This is a genomic window from Corallococcus sp. BB11-1, assembly GCF_026626625.1.
GTDB classification, from domain to species: Bacteria; Myxococcota; Myxococcia; order Myxococcales; family Myxococcaceae; genus Corallococcus; species Corallococcus soli.
On record NZ_JAPNJY010000001.1, the window covers coordinates 435,961 to 457,375 of the forward strand.

The 21,415-nt window shown below is 71.7% G+C and carries 21 protein-coding genes; 10 read left to right on the forward strand and 11 right to left on the reverse strand.

Going from position 1 to position 21,415, the window contains the following annotated elements:
* The 4 genes from OV207_RS01905 to OV207_RS01920 form a co-directional block, all read right to left on the reverse strand.
* Positions 1–1,215 carry a methyltransferase domain-containing protein gene (locus tag OV207_RS01905; protein ID WP_267552059.1) on the reverse strand — a complete coding sequence of 405 codons (1,215 nt, stop codon included), beginning with the start codon at positions 1,213–1,215 and terminating at the stop codon, positions 1–3.
* Positions 1,212–2,147, reverse strand: coding sequence for a hypothetical protein (locus OV207_RS01910; RefSeq protein WP_267552060.1), 936 nt, complete (start codon positions 2,145–2,147; stop codon positions 1,212–1,214). Before OV207_RS01910 ends, OV207_RS01905 begins: the two co-directional genes overlap by 4 nt.
* A gap of 10 nt (positions 2,148–2,157) precedes the next feature.
* Positions 2,158–3,384: an inositol-3-phosphate synthase gene (locus OV207_RS01915; RefSeq protein WP_193346084.1), complete on the reverse strand. Its 1,227-nt coding sequence runs from the start codon at positions 3,382–3,384 to the stop codon at positions 2,158–2,160.
* 207 nt (positions 3,385–3,591) lie between these two features.
* The gene (locus OV207_RS01920) at positions 3,592–4,944 is read right to left on the reverse strand and encodes an MATE family efflux transporter (RefSeq protein WP_267552063.1); all 1,353 of its coding nucleotides are present in this window, start codon (positions 4,942–4,944) and stop codon (positions 3,592–3,594) included.
* A 180-nt stretch (positions 4,945–5,124) separates the two neighbouring features.
* Between OV207_RS01920 and OV207_RS01925 the strand changes: the two genes are divergently transcribed.
* Positions 5,125–6,318 carry a glycosyltransferase gene (locus OV207_RS01925; protein WP_193346086.1) on the forward strand — a complete coding sequence of 398 codons (1,194 nt, stop codon included), beginning with the start codon at positions 5,125–5,127 and terminating at the stop codon, positions 6,316–6,318.
* Here OV207_RS01925 and OV207_RS01930 read toward each other — a convergent pair.
* A complete protein-coding gene (locus tag OV207_RS01930) occupies positions 6,249–7,472 on the reverse strand; it encodes a glycosyltransferase family 4 protein (protein WP_267552067.1) in 1,224 nt (407 codons plus the stop codon). The genes OV207_RS01925 and OV207_RS01930 overlap by 70 nt on opposite strands.
* An 87-nt stretch (positions 7,473–7,559) precedes the next feature.
* Between OV207_RS01930 and traA the strand changes: the two genes are divergently transcribed.
* Positions 7,560–8,960, forward strand: a complete 1,401-nt coding sequence (gene traA / locus OV207_RS01935; protein WP_267552069.1) for an outer membrane exchange protein TraA family protein — start codon at positions 7,560–7,562, stop codon at positions 8,958–8,960.
* Between the two features lie 48 nt (positions 8,961–9,008).
* Here the strand turns inward: traA and OV207_RS01940 are convergent, their stop codons facing one another.
* Both OV207_RS01940 and OV207_RS01945 read right to left on the reverse strand, forming a co-directional pair.
* Positions 9,009–9,449 (reverse strand): NUDIX hydrolase, encoded by a 441-nt coding sequence (locus OV207_RS01940; RefSeq protein ID WP_420715154.1) that lies wholly within the window; start codon positions 9,447–9,449, stop codon positions 9,009–9,011.
* A gap of 26 nt (positions 9,450–9,475) precedes the next feature.
* The gene (locus tag OV207_RS01945; protein ID WP_324291487.1) at positions 9,476–10,657 is read right to left on the reverse strand and encodes a DUF2380 domain-containing protein; all 1,182 of its coding nucleotides are present in this window, start codon (positions 10,655–10,657) and stop codon (positions 9,476–9,478) included.
* A 407-nt stretch (positions 10,658–11,064) separates the two neighbouring features.
* On the opposite strand from OV207_RS01945, the gene OV207_RS01950 reads away from it, so the two are divergent.
* Positions 11,065–11,874, forward strand: coding sequence for a hypothetical protein (locus tag OV207_RS01950; RefSeq protein WP_267552074.1), 810 nt, complete (start codon positions 11,065–11,067; stop codon positions 11,872–11,874).
* Between the two features lie 31 nt (positions 11,875–11,905).
* Here the strand turns inward: OV207_RS01950 and OV207_RS01955 are convergent, their stop codons facing one another.
* Entirely contained in the window at positions 11,906–12,889 is a 984-nt protein-coding gene (locus tag OV207_RS01955) for a pirin family protein (RefSeq protein WP_324291488.1), read from the reverse strand.
* A 529-nt stretch (positions 12,890–13,418) separates the two neighbouring features.
* Here OV207_RS01955 and OV207_RS01960 point away from each other — a divergent pair.
* From OV207_RS01960 to OV207_RS01980, 5 genes are all read left to right on the forward strand, one after another.
* Positions 13,419–14,375: a hypothetical protein gene (locus tag OV207_RS01960; RefSeq protein WP_267552078.1), complete on the forward strand. Its 957-nt coding sequence runs from the start codon at positions 13,419–13,421 to the stop codon at positions 14,373–14,375.
* Between the two features lie 74 nt (positions 14,376–14,449).
* Positions 14,450–15,391: a hypothetical protein gene (locus OV207_RS01965; RefSeq protein ID WP_267552080.1), complete on the forward strand. Its 942-nt coding sequence runs from the start codon at positions 14,450–14,452 to the stop codon at positions 15,389–15,391.
* Positions 15,388–16,059: a hypothetical protein gene (locus OV207_RS01970; RefSeq protein ID WP_267552082.1), complete on the forward strand. Its 672-nt coding sequence runs from the start codon at positions 15,388–15,390 to the stop codon at positions 16,057–16,059. The genes OV207_RS01965 and OV207_RS01970 overlap by 4 nt, the downstream gene beginning before the upstream one ends.
* 10 nt (positions 16,060–16,069) lie before the next feature.
* Positions 16,070–16,456 (forward strand): hypothetical protein, encoded by a 387-nt coding sequence (locus OV207_RS01975; RefSeq protein WP_267552084.1) that lies wholly within the window; start codon positions 16,070–16,072, stop codon positions 16,454–16,456.
* A 6-nt stretch (positions 16,457–16,462) separates the two neighbouring features.
* The gene (locus tag OV207_RS01980; RefSeq protein ID WP_267552086.1) at positions 16,463–17,482 is read left to right on the forward strand and encodes a hypothetical protein; all 1,020 of its coding nucleotides are present in this window, start codon (positions 16,463–16,465) and stop codon (positions 17,480–17,482) included.
* On the opposite strand, the gene OV207_RS01985 is transcribed toward OV207_RS01980, so the two are convergent.
* Positions 17,472–17,858 (reverse strand): serine/threonine protein kinase, encoded by a 387-nt coding sequence (locus tag OV207_RS01985; RefSeq protein ID WP_193346097.1) that lies wholly within the window; start codon positions 17,856–17,858, stop codon positions 17,472–17,474. The two genes, OV207_RS01980 and OV207_RS01985, sit on opposite strands and share 11 nt — an antisense overlap.
* 227 nt (positions 17,859–18,085) lie before the next feature.
* Here OV207_RS01985 and OV207_RS01990 point away from each other — a divergent pair, with 227 nt between their 5' ends.
* Together OV207_RS01990 and OV207_RS01995 are read left to right on the forward strand one after the other, a co-directional pair.
* Positions 18,086–19,639 (forward strand): sensor histidine kinase, encoded by a 1,554-nt coding sequence (locus tag OV207_RS01990; RefSeq protein ID WP_267552089.1) that lies wholly within the window; start codon positions 18,086–18,088, stop codon positions 19,637–19,639.
* A 137-nt stretch (positions 19,640–19,776) separates the two neighbouring features.
* Entirely contained in the window at positions 19,777–20,382 is a 606-nt protein-coding gene (locus OV207_RS01995; RefSeq protein WP_267552091.1) for a hypothetical protein, read from the forward strand.
* Between the two features lie 22 nt (positions 20,383–20,404).
* Here the strand turns inward: OV207_RS01995 and OV207_RS02000 are convergent, their stop codons facing one another.
* Positions 20,405–20,770, reverse strand: a complete 366-nt coding sequence (locus tag OV207_RS02000) for a response regulator (RefSeq protein ID WP_193346098.1) — start codon at positions 20,768–20,770, stop codon at positions 20,405–20,407.
* A gap of 100 nt (positions 20,771–20,870) precedes the next feature.
* A complete protein-coding gene (locus OV207_RS02005) occupies positions 20,871–21,218 on the reverse strand; it encodes a helix-turn-helix domain-containing protein (protein WP_193347362.1) in 348 nt (115 codons plus the stop codon).
* Positions 21,219–21,415 lie beyond the last annotated feature (197 nt).

The following is a 21,415-nucleotide window of genomic DNA, read 5'->3' on the forward strand; positions in this document are numbered from 1 at the left end:
TCACCACCTCTCCGGAAGGTCCAGCAGCCACCGGCGGCGCAGCAGGAAGGGCCGCTCGTCGGGCATCGCTCCACGGCAGGCGCTCGCGAAGAGGGCCGTGTCGTCGGCGTCCTCGCCGCGCAGGTAGTCGGCGTGGGCGTACTCGAGCGCCAGGCCCGGCGTGGGCCACGCGGGACACAGCAGCCCGTCCCGGGTCGTCAGCAGGGGGTTGGGGCGCAGCCGCGCGTGGGGCAGCGGCGCCCCGAAGTCGATGGCCCGGCGTCCCGGGGTCGCCGGGCACGCGAAGGAGAGCGCCTCCGCGTGCTCCAGCGCCGCCGGCGGGGCGGCGGGGACCGGGCGCTGCTCCAGGAAGCCGGTGACGAACGCGGCGTCGTCGTAGCAGGCGGCGTGCGGCAGGAGCGCCGCGTACTCCTCCGGGCTCAGCGGCGTGCCGCCCACGCCGCGCTGGTCCACCCGCCGGTTGTGCGCATGCCCCACCAGCACCCGGCCGGTGGCGCCCGCCACGCGGCGCATCTCCAGCAGCACCCCGGCCTTGTCCGGCAGGAAGTAGAAGGCGTCGTGGCAGAGCACGGTGGCGCCCTCCACGCAGGACAGCGGAAGGCCCGTGGCGGCGACGTCCGCGCAGACGAGCTGCGCCCGCGGCACGATGAAGTGGCGGGCGAGCCACAGCTTCGCGAACACCACGTCCACGCCCACGCCGGGCGTGCCCCGGAGCGTCACCTCGCGCAGCACCTGCCCGATGCCGCACGCGACCTCCACCAGGCAGGGCGGCGTGTCCCAGTGCTGCGCGAGCAGGCCCAGCGCGCTCAGGAAGGTGGGCGCGGACTGCCGGTGCGCGAAGTAGGCGGCCACCGGCCCGAAGCGCAGCCGGTCCATGGCCTCGCGCAGGCCCATCCGGCCTTCCTCCACGCCCGCCACCACGGCGGCCGCTTCGTCGAGCGACGGCGGCGAAAGGCGCGCGTGGTCGTCCTGGTCCCGCAGCAGCAGCGCGAGCGCGTGGCGACGGTCGCCCAATTCCAGCGCCTGGATGACGGCGTCGCGCAGCAGGTCCCGGCCCGTGCGCAGGAAGGGGATGCCGTCCACGACGGGCCAGTGCCCGGTGCCGTCCGTCCAGAGGTCGGGCGTCGCCGGTGAGCGCGGGTACAGCGGCCGGCCCGTGTCCGGCGCGAGCAACCTGGGGGCCTCCCTGTCGGAGGGCCTGCGGAGCGGGGTCATGGCCAGACCGCCGCTTCCGCGAGGACGCCGTTGCCGAAGGCCTGCAGGGGGCCGGGGTGGATCAGCTCCAGCTCCTCCAGGGCCTGGCGCAGGGTGAAGCCCGCCGCGCGGGCGTGGGCGTCCAGCTCCAGCACCCGGTCCAGCGCGTCCGCGGCGTTGAAGGCCCGCGCCTCGGCGGTCTCCACGTGGCCGGTGAGCTTCAGCGCCTGGCGCACGTCCCCGGCCAGCCGCTCCGGCAGCGACGCCAGGGCCTTGTGCGTGAGGTCCTGCATGAGGGGCTCCAGCAGGCCCCCCAGGAGCGCCTCGCCCGCGTAGCCCGTGTCCGGCAGCTCCGCGTTGAACAGGTGATGCGACAGGCCCGCGAGGAAGGGCAGGGCGGGGTCGGCGCCGAAGCGCGGCGCGACGAGCACCGCGCCCACCGCCACCGCGTAGCAGTGGTCGGCGTGGCCTTCCTGCGGCGGGACGAGGAGGCGCGCGCGGCCGGGGAACGTGGCCCCGGCGCGCGGTTGATGCACCAGCCGCTCCACGAACGCGGGGGGCGTGAAGCTGCCTGTGGGCTCCAGCTCCCCGGCGAGCGCCTGGGACAGCCGCTCCCTCAGCGTGGCGTCCAGCGGTCCCGTCACCGCGTCCAGCCCGCGGCGCAGCACCCGGAGCGTGTCCCGGGAGGACACGCCGGTGCGTTGAAGCACGGCCGCGTCCAGGCCGCCCAGCCTCACCGCCGCCACCGCGCGCGCCGTCTCCTGGAGCGCCACGGCGCCGGGGTCCATGCCCGCGGCGAGGGCCCCCCAGGCGCGACGGAAGCCGTGCGCCGCGAGGCCGTCCGGGTGGTCCGGGGTGCGGATCCGCTTGAGGTCCATCAGCTCCGACAGCAGCGGGCGGAGCTCCGCCAGGCGGCCCGGGGCCACCGTCGTGTCACGCGCGGGTGCGTTCATGGTGGTGTCTTCAGCCCCTGATGCGTTCCGGGGTCTGCTCCGCCTGCCGCGCGCGGCCCTTGGCCAGCCACGTCATCAGGTGGCGCTGCTGTTCGGGCATCGCGTGTTCGACGGGGCGACCGTCGGGCGACATGGGCGCCTTGAAGAAGCACCCGAGCGCGTCGATGACGCCGCCCTCACCCCGGCGCTTGGCCAGGTCCAGCGTGCGCGCCAGCTCCACGACGAGCGGCGCGGCGAGGATGGAGTCCTTGCAGAGGAAGTTGAGCTTGATCTGCATGGGCTGCCCGAGGAAGCCGGACACGTCGATGTTGTCCCAGGCCTCCTTGTTGTCCCCGCGCGGGCGGTAGTACTGGATCTGCACGATGTGGTCCTGGACCTTGTAGCCGAGGATGCTGTCCAGGGCCGCGCCCTTGGTGTCGAGCTTGTTCTGCTTCGACGCCGGGTCGTTGAGGGCCTCGCCGTCGCGGTTGCCCAGGATGTTGGTGGAGTACCAGCCGTCCACGTGCAGCGCGCGGTCGCGCAGCGCCGGGGCGAGCACCGTCTTGAGCAGCGTCTGCCCCGTCTTGCCGTCCTTGCCGGCGATGGGCGCGCCGGTGCGCTTCGCCAGCGCCAGCAGGGCGGGCACGTCCGCGGCGACGCTGGGCGTGAAGTTGGCGAAGGGGACGCCGTCCACGATGGCCGCGTAGGCGTAGAGCATGGCCGGCCCGATGTCCGCGTCGTTCGCGTCCAGGGCCTTCTCGAAGGCCTCCGGCGTGGCGAACTCCGGCCGGGTGAGGTCCACGCTCTTCTCCGTGGAGGCCAGGTTCACCACCACCACGCGCTCCAGGCCCTGCTCCTTCTTGAAGCGGACCAGGTCGTCGCGGATGGCCTGCACCTGCTCACGCAGGCCGCGCGTCTTCTTCGTCGCCGTGCCGACGACGTTCTTGCAGAACTTCGCGTTGGAGGCCGCGGGCCAGGGCCGCATGCGGCTGAGCACCGGCGCCACCACCTCCATCTGCGCCTCCGTCAGCACCGCGTGGTTGCGCGCGGCCTGCGCCAGGTCCTCCTCGAACAAATCCCAACCGCCGAACGTCAGCGCCCCGTACTCCGTGAGGCCCATGTCCTTCGCGCCCGCGAGCGGCAGCCCCCGCGTGTCCACGCGCCCCCTGCGCAGCAACTCCATCCCCGCCACCGCCGTCGTCGCCACCGCCCCGCCCAACCCCACAATCGCCACGCCCAGCCGCTCGTTGCCCGCCATGTGTACCGCCCCTTCCCCTCGACCGTTTCATCCCGTGAGCCCCGCGGCGACGCATGGGGCGGCTCCGGGATGTCGGGAGCGCCCTGCGACTGGAGCGCCTGGGCGCCCCTCCGCTGCGGGAGTTCCGGGAAAGTCGGCACCTGGGGGAGGGGTTTCAACTCAGCCTCTGGAGCGTGCCGACTGTCCGGTGTCGGCGGCTGGCATCCATCAAACGTGCCGAAGCTTCCACTGGCCGCGCCGGAAGAGGGCCGCGCTGGCGAGCCCCAGGGCGCCATAAGTGATGGCGATGGCAGCGAATGCACCAGACGGGCCCCACCCCAGGGGAACGGCGAGCAACCACGCGAGCGGTAGCTGGAGGCCCCAGGAGAAGACGAGGTTCACCAGCGTGGGCGTGGTGGTGTCGCCCGCGCCGTTGAAGGCATGGGGCAGCACGGTGACGAAGGCATAGAGGGCCAGGCTGCAGCTGACGATGCGCAGGCAGCGCGTGGCGTGCAGGGCCACCTCCGGGTCGGGGGTGAAGGCATGGATGAGGGGCTGGGCGAAGGCGAGGAAGCCCACCGACACCAGGCCGAGGAACCCGAGCGTGTAGAAGCTGGCGCGCCACGCGGCGCGCTCCGCCCGGTCGGTGTCGCCCGCGCCCAGGCTCTGGCCCACCAGCGTGCCCGCCGCGTGGCTCAGGCCCCAGGAGGGCTGCTGCACGAAGAGCAGGACGCGCATGGCCAGGGTGTAGCCCGCGAGCGCCGCGCTGCCGAAGGTGGCCACGATGCGCATGAGGACGAGCCAGCTGGACATGCTCAGGAGGTACTGGAGCGTCGCGCCGCCGGACAGCTTCAGGAGCGAGCGCAGCGTGTCCCCTTCCACGCACAGGTGACGGCGGCGCAACTCCAGACGTCCATTGCCCTTGAGCAGGCGATACACCTGATACAGGACGCCGGTGGAGCGGCCCACGGTGGTGGCCACCGCCGCGCCGAGCACGCCCAGGGCGGGCACGGGCCCCAGGCCGAAGATGAACAGCGGCGCGAGCACGATGTTGACGCTGTTGGCCAGCCACAGCGCGCGCATGGAGGTGGTCGCGTCGCCGGAGCCGCGCAGGACGGCGCTGAACAGGAACAGCAGCATGATGACGGGGAAGCCGCCCAGCATCAGCCGCGCGTAGGACACGCCGTGCTCCAGCACGCCGGGGGCCGCGCCCAGCGCGAGGAGGATGGGGCGCGCGAACACGGCGCCCAGGATGGCCATGGGGATGGACAGCGCGAACCCCAATCCCAGCGCCTGCACGGCGGTGCGCGCGGCGCGCTCCGGGTCCTTCTCCCCGACGCGGCGGGCGATGAGCGCGGTGGCGCCGATGGCGAGCCCCAGCGGCACCGTCTGGTAGAGCGTGAGCACGGACTCGGTGAGGCCCACGGTGGCGATGGCGTCCGCGCCCAGGCGGGAGACGAAGATGACGTCCACCAGCGCGAAGACGGACTCCATCACCATCTCCAGCACCATGGGCACGGACAGCAGCAGGAAGGCGCGGTCCACGGGCCCGGTGGCCAGGTCCTCCGTGGTGCCGCGCACGGCCAGCCACAGGGAGGCGAGGAAGCCCCTGAACCCCGTGGCTGGGGGAGAGGCGACGGGGGAGGAGGAGTCGAGGGGAGGGGGTTGCATCATGGATTGGGCGTTGCAACGGGACCCCCGCCGGCTTTCATCCCTCACGGTTCCCCGCCTGCCGGTGCGGGGGATGGGTAGGATTTCGGCATGGCCTCCGGTCCCCGCGTCCTCCTCCTCGCCGAGCGCTTCCCCCCCGACATTGGAGGGCTGGCCCGCAGCGGCGCGCGCACCGCGGGCTCGCTCGTGCGGCTGGGCGCACGCGTGGACGTGGTCGCCTGGACGCGCGCGGCGTCGCCAGGGGCGCTGGAGACGGTGGAGGACGCAGGGGAGGTGTCGCCCTTCGCGAAGGGCGTGACGCTGCACCGGCTGGGGTTGTTCGGCCAGGCGGACCTGTCCATGCAGCACACGCTCGACGTGCTCGGCTACCTGCACGCGCGGCGCAGGTATGACCTGGTGTGGGGGCACTACCTGTACCCGCCGGGCTTCCTCGCGGTGGTGTTCGCGAAGAGCGCGGGGCTGGCGTCCGTGCTCAGCGCGCGGGGCAACGACGTGGATCAGCTCATGTTCCCGCCCGGGGACTTCGCCCGCCTGCTCTGGACGCTGGAGCGGGCGGACGTGCTGACCGCGGCGTCCGCGGACCTGGGCCGCAAGATGGCGGTGCTCCTGGGGAGGGACCCCGGCGTGGAGGTCATCCCCAACGCGGTGGACACGGCGCTGTTCTCACCGGGGCCCGGGGACGCGGCCCTGCGCGAGCGGCTGGGCATCGCGGCGGACGAGGTGGTGCTCGGCTTCTCCGGAGAGCTGCGCCACAAGAAGGGGCTGCCGTTCCTGCTCGCCGCGCTCACCGAGGTGCGGCGCGTGCGCCCCGCCTGCCTGCTGGTGATTGGCGAGGTGCGCGCCCGGGACGCGGAGCACCTCCTGTCGTACCGGGCGGAGCACCCGGAGGCCGCGGCGCGCATCGTCGTCTCCGGCGCGCTGGAGTCGCCCGCGCTCATCGCCGAGCACCTGCGGCTGTGTGACGTCTACCTCCAGCCGTCGCTGTGGGAGGGCATGCCCAACGCGCTGCTGGAGGCGATGGCGTGCGCGCGCCCCGTCATCGCGAGCGACGCGGGCGGCATCCCGGAGGCGGTGGACAGCGGCAAGAACGGCTTCCTCGTGCCCAAGGCGCTGCTGAACCACTTGGGGCAGGCGTGCCTGGACGTGCTGGGGATGCCCGCCTCCGAGCGCGAGGCGCTGGGGCGCGCGGCCCGGGAGCGCGTCGTGGCGCGCTTTCAGGCGGACGCGGAGGCGGCGGTGCTGGAGCGGGTGCTGGCGCGCGCGATGCCCAGGTCGTCCGCGTAGGCGCTCACCAGCGCCTGCTGCGCGCGGCCCCACGGGAAGTCCCGCTCCACGCGGGCGCGGGCGCGGGCGCTGAGCGCGGGGCCCAGGGTGGGGGTGGCGAGCAGCGTCTTCACCGCCTCCGCGATGGCCTTGGGCGAGCCCGGCCGGATGCGGAAGACCTCCGTGTCCTCCGCGAGGGCGCGCACCACGGGCAGGTCGCTGGCGATGACGGGCGTGCCGGTGGCCATGGCTTCGAGCAGCTTCAGCGGGCAGCAGCCCTGCACGCAGTTGCGGTCGTTCACCGGCAGGGGGACGAGCACGGCGTCACAGGCGTGGTGGAGCCGGGCGAGGTCCTCCTGCGGCAGCGGTTCGAGCAGCTCCACCGCGCCCTGCAGGAGCAGGTCGCCGCACCGGTCCAGGAGCGCGCGGCGCGCGTGCTTGCGCAGCGGGCCCACCAGCGTGAGGACCACGGGCAAATCGCGCAGGAGCAGGCGGCAGGCGTCCAGCGCGTGGTGCACGCCCTGCCACGCGGTCATGGTGCCGCTGTAGAGCAGGCGCACGGGACGGCCGGGTGCGGGGGCGCGCGGCGGGGCGTGGCGGAACACGTCCAGGTCCACGCCATTGGGGATGACGCGCAGGCGCGCGGGGTCCGCGCCGCGCGACAGCAGGTGCTCCGCGGTGACGGCGCTGGGGGTGACGAGCAGGTCCGCGGCCTGGAGGCAGGCGGCCTCCTGCGCGAGCAGCTTGCCCATGAGCTCCGCGTCGTCCGCGACGTCCGGGTGGTGGTACTTGAGCTCGATGGAGGGCAGGCCGTTGACCTCGTACACCAGGGCATCCGTGAGGGACGCCTTGCGCCGGGCGATGGGGTAGCCCTCGAAGATGGAGCGCACGTGCACGACCTTCGCGCGCGGCCGGCCCTGCCACCACGCGCCCAGGTGCGCGCGGAACGTGAGCGCCTGGGCGACCAGGTCTTTTCCGCGTGCGTTCAGCGGGTGGTACGTGACGTTTGGGCCCAGGGCCGGCGCGGGGGCGCCAGGAGCCTCACCAATGGCCACGAGGTCCAGCGGGCCGAACGCGGCGCCCAGCGCCTCCACGAAGGCGCGGATGTGCACGGCCGCGCCCTTGGGAGCGGGGAAGCGGTCGAAGGACGCGTAGACGATTCCGGAGGAGGACACGGGAGGAGGTGCTACCGCGATGGGGGCGCGACGGCAAACGGGGCAGGTGCTGCCCTCGCGAGGAGGTGGCGCGATATAGGGCGGGCCATGCGACCGTTCCTGTCGTTCATCCTGGTGCTGTGCGCGCTCGTCCTGTCCCCTCCTGCTTCCGCGCAACCCGTGCAGGTCGTCGTCACCGGGGCGCCCATCGCGCCGCTTCCGGACGGGCCGGGGACGGGGCTCTGCTCTGTGTCGAGCCGTTGGCTGAGTCCCGCGTCCGACCTCCCGCAGAGCCAGGCGACCTATGTCGGAGGCATCAACGCCTTCATGGAAGGGAGCCGGGCCCGATGGATCACCTCCGTGCTGCGCACGGACACGGACCTGTCGAACAACTTCGACGACGGGGGGACGCTGAGCCAGGGCGACTTCACCGGAGCCTGTGGCGCTGGAGGCTGTGCGTTCGCGTACAGCGGCGGGTCCACCATCTTCGCCACGCGCCTGCGCGGCTTCATCGCCATCTCGGAGGCGCAGGTGGGGAAGTCGCTGCACTTCGGCCTCTATGCCGATGACTCCGTCAGCCTGACGCTCTACGACCGCGCCGCGCAGTCGTACACCGTGGTGGTGCGTCCGCCGACGCTGGGGATCCCCACCTGGCGCCTGACGAGCACGGTCGTCTTCCAACAGGCCGGCCTGTATGGCGTGGAGGTGCTCCACGCGCAGGTTTCCGAGCATGCGGCGCTGGAGTTGTCGTTGTTCGAAGGCACCTTCACGGACTTCGAGCGGCCCGCGAACCAGCCTCCTGTCGTCAATCTGCGGACCGAAGGGTTCGCGCTCATCGCGCCCGAGCAGTTCCACCAGGCGGAGTCAGGCGGGGCCTCCTTCTCGAGCCTCGACCAGTGTGTCCAGTGCAGCCGGCAGGAGGCGAACACGGCCGGGAACGGCGGCTGTGGGACGGGTTACCGCTGCAATGCCGCCGCGCTGTGTGCTCCCTGTGATTCCGCGGCGTCCTGCGGCGCGTCCTGCTCACCGTGCGGGGCGAGCACGCCGTTCTGCTCTGACGCGTTCGAGGACTTCCGGTGCGTGCAGTGCCGAACGGCCGACGACTGCCCGGCCCCGGACGCGTGCCACACCACGGGCTGCTCGGGGAGCGCGACCTGCTCCTCCTCTCCGGTCCCGGACGGAACGGAGTGTCCGGGAGGAACCTGCCAGGACGGTACGTGCGAGTCTTTCGACGCGGGCGTGGACGGAGGTGGTTCGGAGCCCGGCGAGGATGCGGGCAGCCTGGATGGCTCGGTGTCGGAGCCTGATGGTGGCGCGACAGGGCCTTCGGACGCAGGTACGGCGGTGGACGCGGGCGCTCGTGATGCCGGCTCGTCGTGGGAGGATGAAGGGCCGGACATCTCCTCCTGTGGTTGTGGAAGTGGAGCGTCGGGTCTGGCCCCCATGGCCCTGGTGGGACTGGCGCTCTTCGCGCGGCGGAGCCGGAGACACCCAGCGCGGCATCACTGAAGCGCGGTGAGGCGGTGCAGCCCGCCTGTCGTGGGGCTGCCGCTGGGGTCAGGCTTCTTCGTCTGGGAGCAGCGTGCGCAGGAGTTCGTCGTCGGGACCGAGGGGGCGCCAGCCGGGGGGCGGTGGATGGGAAAGGAGCGCATCGCCGGCCTGGCTTACGCGCTCCTTATGGGTTTCTGGGGTGTAGGAGCCCCATCGGGCGAGCGCCATCGCCACCTCGAAACGATTTTTGTCGTCAAAGACTGTCGGCCAGCCGTTGGAGAAGTCTTCCGCCAACTCGCGCACGAACATATCTCGCACCAAGCGCGTGACCTGACGTCGTTGCTCTGCTTCTCCGAGCAAGCCGCTGAATACCTGCACTGCGGCAACATCGTCCTTCCCCAACTCATCGGCCAGGACATAGAGCGGGACCGCAGGATGGGCATCGGCGAAAGCGGTGAGCGAGTCGTAACCACGCTCACGGACCCTCTCGTACAAGCGGGCCCGCACGTTGCCCTCCCAAGGGTTTCTGGCAGTCACTGGCCCCTCCGGGAGGTGAAGTTCATCGGAATCTTATAGTCCCGCATCCTCCTTGCGACGACCTTCAGGATCTCGTTTCGGGTCAACATCCGACCTGCCTTGCGCTCTGCGTCGCGAAGATCCCCCATGATCATCTGGTTCCACTCTCCGGGCCAGGAGCGCCCTTGACGCCAGTTCCCTCCGCCGTGAATGGCCTCATGGTGCGCCTGATCCATCCTGACGCAGAACTGGTCGATATCCATGGCGCCCTTGAACCCGCGCTTCTCGAACCACTCACGGTGCTCTTGAGGCAGGACGTGGTGCTTCGGCGCGTCGGACATGCCGGCTCCGGCCCTTCCAGTTTCGTGCATGGCGCGCACTTCGGGGCTGTCGCCCAGCGCGTCGCGCACGCCCTGTGGCAGGTCCCGGTTCGACTGGGCCATCAGCACCTGACCGGCATGGATGCGAACAGCGGAGCTGACGGCGGGAGCGGAGATGACGCCCGCCTGCACGAGCCTGCGCATCATCTCCACCCATTCGGCGGAGACGACCAGGCGTGAGCCCGTCATCACTCCGCCTGAACCCATCATGAGGCCCACCCCCAGCGTGGCGGGCGCCGCGGGCGGAAGCCGTGGCAGCGACGCCCTCAGCGTCGAGACCAGCGTGAGCATCTCCATGAACTGCGCCACCGCGATGACCTTGCCCGCGCGCTCCGTCGCCATGCGCGCCCCTTCCCGGATGGAATGGAACTCGCGGGTGAGCTGCGCCATCACGCCGGGAAGTGCGCGTGCGGTGGCTTCGACCTGCCCAGGCTCCATCGATGCGAGCGCCGCCATGGAGGGCTCGATCAACTTCTGCACGCGGTCCATGTCCACGAACAGCTGCTCCGGGCTGTAGACGGGACACTGCCCGCGCACGACGTCCGCGAGGTGGAGGAAGTCGAGCCAGGCCGCGAGCAACATGGCGCCCGACATGGCGGCCTGAAGACGTGGGCCCGTCATCCGGAGCAGGGCTCCCTTTAACTCCGCGTCCTCGACCGACCCGGAGGTATTCGCGAGCAGGGTGGCGCTGCCCAGCGCACCTTGGAGCCAGGGCAACTGGTTGGAGCCGTAGGCGATGTAGCGGGTGAAGACATCGTGCGACTGGTACGCCGCGAGCTTGGGAATCGAGCGGGAGAAGGTGCCCGTGGACGTCTTCACCTCGGCGATGGCATCGAGGACCGCCTGCCGTGTCGGTTCCGCGTCCGGAGCGTCCCTGGGAGACTGGCGGCGTGACGGATGCTCCGTGAGTGAGACGGAGGATGCGCGGGAAGAGGAAGGCCATGTGGCCCCAGTCTGGTGCAAGGTGGTCCCTCGCTCAGACACGGAGGCGCAGCCCGCGACCCACAGCGCAAGGCCCAAAAGGAAGACATTGGAGCGGAGACGTTGTTCCAGGGGTTCCCGGCCGTGATGCGCAGCGCTTCTGCCCTGCCATCGCCATCCCGCCCCACGTTCCTGCATCCGCATGTGCGCTCCCGAGAATGCCCACGACAGCGGCATCAAAGGGCGCACGTCTGACGTTCAGCGCCCATCGCACGCGTCCAACGAGTTCGTGCAAGATGGCGCGCATGTTCATGAGCACCGTGGTGATGGTGGCGCTGGTCGCGGCGCCCGCTGCTGCTCCGACTTCAAAGTCGGCTCCGGCCGAATCGCGGACGTGGAGGGTGACCGGCACGGACGTGACGTTCGTGCAGTCCCCGAAGGATCTGCGCGCCCTGCGTGGCGACAAGGAAGTCTTCGGCCTCCAGTCGCGCAAGGCGGCCATCCTCGCCGACTTCGGGGCGGGGCCGAGCATGTCGGATGGGGACTACGTCTCCGAGTCCGTGAACGTGCTGTCCGTGGTCGGGCCGTGGGTGAGCTACGAGCGGTCAGGTTCGGGCTACACCGGCGGCGCGCATCCGTATGCGTCCACGAGCTACGTCACCCAGGACGTGACGAAGGACGCCTTCTCGCTGCTCGACGTGTTCGCTGAGAAGGATGTCCTCCAGGCCCTCAAGGCGGATGGCTTCGTGCGCAAGCACATCCACGACAAGGAGGCCTTCACCCAGGCCATGACGGTGGAGGCGATGCTGCAAAGCCTGGAGGCTGGCGAAGACTGCGTGGGCTTCGACCTGGGGCTCGACTCGGTGAAGGGCTCGGTCGCGTTCCATCACCTCGAAGGTGACAAGGTCGCCGTGCGCATCGCGTTCGGCTACGCCCATGAGGCGTGTCGCGGCAACAAGTTCGTCGTGGGCGTCCTGCTGCCCATTCCCAAGGCCCTGCGGCCCGCGTTCGACCGCGCGGCCAGACGCGAAGAGGGCTTCCTCATGAAGGACGCGAAGGCGGTGAAGGCGCCGTCCGTGAGCTTCACCTGGGAGCCACCCAAGGACGCGAAGTAGCCCTGGGTGACTCGGTGAAGGCCGCGCGTCCTCAGGCTGGCCGTTCGGTGTGACCGTCCGCGTGGCGGGCGAAGCGCCCCTCCTCACGTCCATGCACCGGGTCGGGGTTTGGCCACGGCCAGCCGCCGAAGCCGGTGCGCTGGTAGTCGGCGAAGGCCTGCTGGATCTCCTGCCGCGTGTTCATCACGAACGGCCCGTACTGGACGACCGGCTCGCCAATGGGGCGTCCCTGGAGCATCAGCAGCTCCGTCTCGTCCGCGCCGTTCTCCAGCGCCACGTCCAGGTCGGCGCGCAGCTCGATGGCTCGCGACGGCGGGATGTCGCGGCCCCCCACGCGCAGCGCGGAGCCCCGGAAGAAGTACAGCATGCGGTGCGTGCCCCTGGCCGCCGCGGGCAGCGTCCAGCGCGCGCCCGGCTCCAGCTTGAGCGTCCAGATGGCCACGTCCGAGTCGGCCTGCGCGGCCCAGGACTTCGGCGGCGGCGGCGGCGGCTTCACGTCACCCACCCGGCCGGCGACCACGGTGATCTCCGTGGCGCGCCCCGCTTCGTCCTTCGCGACGTGCCGGGGAATGACGTGGTTCCAGAGCATGGAGAAGTGCGGCGCGACGTGCTTGTTCGCGCGCGGCAGGTTGAGCCAGATCTGGAACAGCTCCAGCGGGTTCGGCGTGTCGGCGCGGAGCAGGGGAAACATCTCCGAGTGGTTGATGCCACTGCCCGCCGTGAGCCACTGCACGTCCCCGCCGCCAAAGCGCGCCGCCGCGCCCAGCGAGTCGGAGTGGTCGATGAGACCGTTGCGCACGATGGTCACCGTCTCGAAGCCCCGGTGCGGGTGCTGGGGGAAGCCCGGCACGACGGTGCCGTGGTACATGTTCCAGCCGTCCCGCCCACCGAAGTCCTGCCCGATGTCGCGCCCCGTCAGCGGGGCCGCGGGGCCAAAGCGCTCGTTGCCCGCGGGATACCGGTCGTCGTGGTGCACGCAGAAGAGGAACGGATCCGGCGTCCGCCACGGACCCATCCCGAGCGGATCCACGCGAATGACGGCTTCTGGCTGAACACCCTGCTGCTGACCCATGGCTTGCTCCCCTGCTTTGTCCGAAGCGCGTGAACACCCCACGGCGGTGGTGACCCCCGCCGCCGCGATGAGCTTCAGCGCTGCTCTCCTGCTGCTCACATCATCCAAGGTCCACCTCGCGCCCGTGGCCGTCCATCCTACTAACAACGTCGTCTCCGGGCCGCTCGGGTCGCGCCGGCTCGTCAGGCGCAGGGGCCCCCTTCACGATGGGACTTCGGCCCCCTGGCATGGCGCATCCGCAGGACGCGCTGGCGGACCTGGACGTGCTCCAGCGCTTCAAGACGCGCCCCCTCCGCGACGGGATGCGCCGTGGCTGCTGGGAGCGGTTCCTCCTGGGGTTCGTGAGCATCGCCGGCACCAAAGCCGAAGAAGTCCCGGAAGGCCCCCTGGCCCGGTTTGACCGCCCTTCCGCCGCGCCCCTACGCTCCGCGCGCGGTCCGCCCGACAGGCGTCGCAGGGAGAGTCCTCCGCCGTGGCGGTCAACATCACCCGATTCCACAACGTGTTTCTCTACCAGTCCCACGCGACGGTGCCGGAGCTGCTGCAGGACATGGAGGTGCTGGGACACCTGGATGCCCGCGCGGAGGAGCAGCTGGGCGCGATGAAGAAGGGCATTTGGCTCACCGGGGTTCCCGGCGGGGTGCTGATCGGGCTGTGCTGGGGCCTCTGGGCCAGCAGCGCGGATGGGGCGACCCCCCTCTCCGGCGAGGAGGCGCAGTTCGCGGATTGGGCGCTCGCCGTCGGCTTGCTGCTGCTGGGCGTGGGCTCCTTCCTGTTCATCTGGCGCTCCCGCCTGCGGCCGCGCGACCTGGACAACCGTCGCTATGACCTGGCGCGGGTGCTGCTCAAGCGCCTGCACGTGGACCTGGCGCCGGACGCATCCGTGCGGCTGAAGCTGGACCTGCGGCAGCCCGACGTGCAGGACAAGCGCGTCAAGCAGGAGATGGTGGGGTGGTGGGACACGCAGTTCTTCGTCGACCCGTGGTTCACGCTGGAGGGCCGGCTGGCGGATGGCACCTTCCTGAAGATCCACATGGTGGAGCGGCTCCAGAAGCGCGAGCGCTCCAAGACGAGCGCCAGCGGCAAGACGCGGACGAAGACCAAGACGAAGGGGTTCGCCCGGCTGGACGTGTCCCTGCGCGTGAAGGCGGACCGTCATCCGGGGCTCGGGGCGTTGAAGGCGCAGGCCACCCGGGCCCTGCGCCTGCCCCGGCGCGTCGAGCTGGAGCGGGTGCGCGTCGCGGCGGACCGGCTGTCCGTGCGCGCCCGCCTGGCCCAGGACTGGGTGGCGCGGGAGGGGCGGGCTTTGGAGAAGGATGACGCGTCCCGCACCGCGACGATGATGCTGCTGAGCCTCTACCAGGTGCTCCACTACGCCCGGCGGCGCGGCAAGTGGCAGGCGGCGCGGCGCCAGCGACGGTCGGTTTGACCTACCCCGGGGCGCCTCCTACGCTCGGTCACGGCCGACCGCTGGACGGTCCCGGCTGAACAAGGCTCCTCCCCGTGGCGCTCGACCTCTCCGCATTCCAGAAGACCCTCGTGTATCAGGCCCACGCCCCCGTGCCGGAGGTGCTGGAGGACCTGAAGGCCCTGGGGTCGTTGGACCAGAAGGTCGAGTCCGTACGCCGCGCGCTGTGGATCGCCGCCTGGGTCCTGCTGGGGGTGGGTTTCCTGTCCTGCTTCGTGCTGGGCCCGTTCGGGCTGCTCGGGGCCGCCGTGGCCGTGGTGCTGTTCATCGTGCGCGCGCGCCGCGGCCGGACGGACCTGGAGAACCGGCGCTATGGCCTGGTCACCACGCTGCTGACGCGCCTCCAGGTGGACCTGGAGAAGGACGCGCGCGTGGACCTGACGCTGGACCTGGCGCCGAACGACGAGGTCCGCAAGCGCGTGGACCAGGGCTCCAAGGGCCAGTGGCAGTACGAGGACTTCACCGACACGTGGCTGCAACTGCAGGGCCGCTTCGCGGACGGCACGCACCTGCACCTGTCCATGGTGGAGCACCTGCGGAAGCGCAGCCGCACGCAGCGCAATGCCCGTGGCAAGACGAAGACGAAGCGCAAGCAGAAGGGCAAGGCCCTGATGCAGGTGTCGCTGCGCGTGAAGCCGGAGCGTCACCCCGGGCTCGCGTCACTGACCACGAGCGCGAAGAGCGCCGCGCGCCTGCCGCCCGGCATCCACCTGTCGCGGATCCGCGTGGACGCCGACCGGGTGGCGATGCGCGCCCTGCTGGACCATGACTGGGTCGCGCGCGCGCCGAAGCCCGAGTTCCCTCGGGCGTCCCTCGCGATGGCTCCCAGCAAGGGCCGCAAGCCCAAGGTCCCGGTGGTGCCGCCCGGGAAGCACGACGCGTCGCGCACCGCGACGATGATGCTGCTGAGCCTCTACCAGGTGCTCAACTTCTCCAGCTCCCAGCGAAGGCGCTCGGATGCGAGGGCCACCTCATGAAGCTGCGTGTCCTGTTCCTCGTGGGCCTGGGAGTGCTCGCGTCCTCGGCGTGTTCGCAAGGGGGCGCTCCCGGCGCGAACGAAGGGGCCCGGCCCACCCAGGCTCGGTCCGCCGCGGAGGCCGAGCCGAAGGAGGCCGGCGCCAAGCTCAAGTTCAAGGACGGCGACGACCGCGAGCGCTTCTCGCTCAAGCCGAAGGACGACGGCGCCAAGCTGGTGGACGGCGAGGACCGGGAGCTTGCCCGCTACAAGTGGAAGGGCGGCGACCTCAAGGTGACCGGTCCGGACGACACGGTGCTGGCGTACGTCACCGGCGGCCCGGACGTGCTCCAGGTGAAGGATGGCGCGAAGGGGGCCGTGCGCTACACCCTCGCGCGCGAGGGCGCCGGCTGGAAGCTCACCGACGCGCAGGGCGCCGTCCTGAACACCGTGGCCTTCGAAGGCGGTGGCGCGTCCGTGAGGGGCGCGTCCGGCGCGGAGGAGCTGCGCGTGAAGGTGCGCGAGGGCAAGTTGTCCCTGCGCGACCCGGCGGGCAACACGGTGCTCGCCACCAAGACGCCGGTGTCCCCCGAAGCCGCCGCGTGCCTGGGCTTCGGCTCCCTGGACCTGCCCGTGCGCATGGCCCTGCTCTTCCGCCTCCAGAACCCCGCGGGCGCCTCCGCGCCCTGAGCCATCCGCCATGTCCCCTCCCTTCCCCTCCGCCGAACACTGCCTGGAGACGTCCGGCTTCCTCTTCTCCCACGCGTGCGAGCGCGCGGCGGCCACGCAGTGCACGCGCTGCCAGAAGCCGCTGTGCCTGCTGCACATGCGCATGCTCGACGGCGCGGAGTCGGTCTGCGTGTCGTGCGCCCGGATGGCGGACAACGGCGAGAGCAACGACGGCTCCGAGACCGACTGGGACGAGAACGACCCCAGCTACTACTACGACGGCTACGGCTACTACGGTCGTGGCGCGTGGACGACGGCGGGCGCCTCCCACGACAGGAACGACTTCACCGAGGCCGACGGCGAGAGCCTGCGCCGCGAGGACGACGCCTCCTTCGAGGAGGACCTGGGCGGGAGCTGAGCGGCCGTGCGACGTCAGCACTGGCGCGTGTACGCGCTCGGCGGAGGCCTGGGGCACCTGACGCGCGCCGGGGCCCTGGCGCGCGCCGCCGTGGCGCGGGGCCACGCGGTGGACCTGCTCACCAACAGCCCGTTCGCCCCGGGCCTGCCCCTGGAGTCGCTGCTGGGCCCCGGCGCCACCGTGCACCGCCTGGACGCGCGCCTGGACAAGGCGGCCACGGTGGCGGCGGTGACGGCGTGGCTGGGCGCCTCGACGCCGGACGTGCTGGTGGTGGACACCTTCCCCCGGGGCCTCGCGGGGGAGCTGCCCGGGCTGCTGCCCACGGTGCGCGCGCCGCGCGTGCTGGTGCACCGCGACCTGAACCCCGTCTACGTGGAGCGCTTCGACGTGGCCCGCGCGGTGGACGCGTTCGACCTGCTCGTCGTGCCCGGGGAGGACGCGCCCTTCGCGCACCACCCGCGCGCGGTGCGGACGCCACCGTGGCTGCTGCTGGACGCGGACGCGCTGCTGCCGCGAGAGCAGGCCCGGCTGCGGCTGGGGCTGGAGGCGAACGGGGCCCGGCCGGTGGTGGCGGTGCTGGGCTGCGGCCGGCCGGAGGAGGTGGTGGACGCGCGCGACACCGCCGGGCGGCTGCGCGCGGCGCTGGGGGCGCGGGCCGACGTGCGATGGCTGGTCCCCACGGCTGGAGATGGTGCGGGCGCGGCCGGGGGCCTGGCCGTCTGGCCGGCGCTCGCGGTGCTGCCGGGGGTGGACGTGCTGGTGGGGTCCGGCGGCTACAACACGGTGCGGGAGGCGCGGGCCACGGGGACGCCGCTCGTCGCGTGGGCGCGGCCCCGGCTGTATGACCGGCAGGCCCTGCGGCTGACGGACGGGGAGCGCGTCACGGACGCGGCGGAGCTGGAGGCGCGGGTGGCTTCCCTGCTGGAGGCCGTCCTCCGGGCGGGGGGGCCCGGGCGTCCTCCTGCCTACGTCAACGGCGTCCACCGGGCGGTGGACGCCATCGAGCGCGTCGCGCTCAGTGCTTGAAGCCCTGGTGGCTGGCGGCCGGCTCGATGCCGTGGGCCATGATGAAGTGGTAGAGCACCTGCGGGTCGTCCTTCGGTCCGCCCATCAGCTCCACCAGGAAGTGGCCCTGCTGCGGGTCCGCGTCCGGATCCGGCGAGACGGAGACTTCGGAGACCTCACGGCCCACCATCACCATCTCGCCCACCAGGGACTTGCCCTTGATGAGCTGGAGGACGTGCTGGCGCTCCTCTTCCATCAGCATCCAGTGGAAGTCGTCGTGGTCGAACAGGGTCATGTCCGGGGAGCCGCACCGGAGGATGCAGTTGGTGTGCTCCTGGATCCATCGCCAGAAGGCATCGAACGTCAGGGTGCGGGCCGGTGGGGAGATCAGATCCATCGGGAGACCTCTTCGGAAGGGGGCGGGCGCCCGGACGCCAGCAGGCGCGTCGGGGTGCGTGTGCGTGCTGCCTAGCATGGCCGGGCCTCGTGGGGCCGGCTCCTTTTCAAGGGGCTGTTGGGGGCTGGCCTGCCAGCCAGGGGAGGTGAATCCCCGATATCGGACGCTTGTTGCTCTCCTCAGGAAGAGGACGGCGTCGAAGTGGGTTGGCGCCGCCCGGAGGGAGGATGCTCAAGCATGAAGAGGGACGCCGGGCGGAGGCCCGCACGGGGCGCGCGATGAGTCTGCGCGCCTTCTTCTCCACCGTGGTGGGTGGCCTGGTGCTGCTCAGCCTGCTGTCCGCCACCCTGCTCGTGGGGGTGACCCAGGCGCTGGAGCGCGTGGCCTCCACCCTGAGTGAATCCGTGGACGGGGTGCGGCAGGCGGAGGAGCTGGAGGTGGACCTGCTGGTCCACTCGCGGCTCGTCTCGTCGCCGGACACGCCCCTGGTGGCGGACCCCTCGCGGGGGCGCTCGCCGCTGGAGATTGAATCGGACGTGCACCGTCAGTTGAAGGATCTGCACACCACCGCCTCCACCGACGAGGAGCGTCAGGTGGTGGCGGAGGTGGAGCGCCACGTGGGCGCCTACCTGGAGGCGCAGCAGCGGCTGTCGGAGACAGGGCGGAACTCGTCGTCGTTCGACGGGCGGATGGTGGCCACGCTGGACGCGGCGCTGCGTTCGCTGGAGCGCCTCATCCAGATCAACGTGGACCAGGCCCAGCATGAGCGCGTGCTCGCGAACCGCTGGAGCGACACGGCCAACCTGCTGGGGCTGGTGCTGGGCCTGCTGCTGCTGACGTCGCTGGGGCTGGGCAGCTTCTGGCTGCGGCGCTCCGCGCTGCGTCCGGTGGCGGGCCTCCAGCGTGCGATGCGCGCCTTTGGCGCGGGCCGCGACAAGGCCTCGCGCGCGCCGGAGGAGGGCCCGTCGGAGATCCGCGACATGGCCCAGACCTTCAACGAGATGGCGGACAGCCTGACCCACCAGCAGGAGCAGCAGCTGGCGTTCCTGGCGGGCGTGGCGCACGACCTGCGCAACCCGCTGTCCGCCCTCAAGCTGTCCACGGCGCTGGCGGCGCCCGGCCGCGCGGAGGTCACCCCGGAGCGGATGCAGCGCACGCTCTCGCTGGTGCGCCGGCAGGTGGCCCGGTTGGACCGGATGGTGGGGGACCTGCTGGACGCCACGCGCATCGAGGCGGGCAAGCTGGAGCTGCAGCCGGAGGTGCGCGACACGCGCGAGCTGGCGCGCTCCGTGGTGGAGCTGTACCAGTCCAGTGAGCCCGGCCACACGCTGGAGCTGGCGCTGCCCGACGCCCCGGTGCTGGTGCGGGCGGACCCCGCGCGGCTGGAGCAGGTGCTGACCAACCTGGTGAGCAACGCGCTCAAGTATTCACCGGCGGGCAGCCGCGTGGAGGTGTCCGTGCAGGGGGACGCGCACCACGCGGTGGTGGCCGTGGCGGACCAGGGCATCGGCATGTCCCCGGAGGAGCTCAAGGGGCTCTTCGTGCCGTTCCAGCGCGCGGGCAACGCCAGGCAGCGCGCCCCGGGCGTGGGGCTGGGGCTGTCGGTGTCGCGGCGGATCATCGAAGCGCACGGCGGCCGCATCGAGGTGGAGAGCCAGCCCGGCCAGGGCTCCGTGTTCCGCGTCCTGCTGGCCCGGGTGGACGTCAGCGCCCCGGGCCTGCCCGCCGCCCCCGACGAAGAGGAGCCCGCCGAGGGCGAAGGCACCGGCGCCCTGCACTGACGGCCGGCTGGAGCCGGGGCCCGCGGCGCGGGGCAACCGTTGCCTGCCGCGCGTCGGCGTGGGGCCCGGGACGGCAAAGGGATGCGCCCGGACCGGGCAGGGCGTACCTTGCGGCACCAACGTCAGGAGCCGTCTGGATGATGAAGATTTCGCGCCGGGCCGTGCCGCTCGCCGCCCTGCTGGTGCTGGGAGGATGCGCGGGGCGTACGCAGTCCGCGCCGCCCGAGGCCGCCGCCGAGCCCGTGCAGGCGCCGCCCGCTGTCGTCCAGTCCACGGAAGGGGGCTTCAGCGTGGCGTTCCCCGGCCCCGTCACCGAGGAGCGGCGCGTGCAGCCGACCGACGTGGGCGAGGTGACGCTGCACACCTTCATCTCCGCGCGCGCGGACGACGACACGGCCTACTACGTCTCCTACACGGACTTCCCGCCCTCGGCGGTGGCCCAGGTGGACCCGCGCGACGTGGTGAGCCGCGCCAGCCAGGGGGCGCTGGAGGCCCTGGGCGCCACGGGCATCTCCGCGAAGCCGGTCCAGATGGAGGGCGGCTTCCCGGGCCAGGAGGTGGGCGGCCTGTCCGGCCCGCGCCGGCTGCGCGGACGCTTCTTCATGGTGGGGCCCCGCCTGTACCAGCAGCTGCTGCTGCACCCGGAGGGGCGCCCGCCACAGGACGCCAACCGCTTCTTCGACTCCTTCCGGCTGGACCCGTCCGTGGCGGGGCGGTTGGGCAAGCAGACGCGCGGCACCTGAGGCCAACGGGCGCGCGGACCCTTCAGTGCAGGGGGTGCACGAAGCGGCGCACGCAGGCGACCAGCACGTCGCGGTCGAAGGGCTTCTGGAGCACCTCGCGGATGACGGGGTGCTTCTCCTCGCCGGAGCTGATGGTCACGACGGGCACGTCCGCGAACGTGGGCCGCAGGTGCAGCGAGTCCAGCAGCAGCCAGCTGTCCCGCTGCGGCGTCCACATGTCCAGGAGGACCAGCGCCGGGGGCGGGTGGGTTTCCAGCCACGAGAGCGCCGCGTCCCCGTTCGCGGTGGCGACGATGGTGAGGCCTTCGGCGGTGAGGATCTCCACGAGCGCGTCGCGCAGGTCGCTGTCGTCCTCGACGATGAGGAGGGTGGGGGAGGCGCGGCTCATGGTGCCCGGACGCATAGGCCGGACACGCGCCGTGGGACAGGGCACATCTGCCGGGTGCGACCGGCAGCGTGACGTCCCTTTTCCACCACGCGGGTGCGGCTCAGGACTTGTCGAACATGGCCTGCAGGACGCGCCAGGCCAGCTTCACCTCGGGGCCGGAGCGGCACGCGAGGTAGTCGCAGATCTCCGCCACGCCGTCGGAGCGTTCGAGATCGAAGGAATGGAAGAGGGTCTTGAGCGACACGTCCAGGCCCACGGACAGCTTGCCCAGCGTGTCGAGCGACGGTGAGAAGCCACCGCGTTCGATGCGGCGGATGGCCTCCACGGACAGGTCACTGCGCTCGGCGAGCGCTTCCTGGGTCAGGCCGCGATGGGTGCGCATGCTTCGCACGTGGTCGCCAAATCTTCGGTGGAGCTTCGTCCACGTTGTCAGCCGGTTCTTCGCCATATTCGCTGCGGACAATCTGGGGTCTCGTCGCGGTGTGTGAAGGGCGCGTGTTGGCGGTCTGACCGAGCATTCGCGCCGAGGGCGGATACCCCCCTCTTCCCAAAGGGGCGCGATGGCCTGGAGCGTGCGGTGTCGGACGGATGTCCTGGACGGGGGTACGGGGCGGGGCGGCCCGCGGGGCAACCGAGCACGGGGTA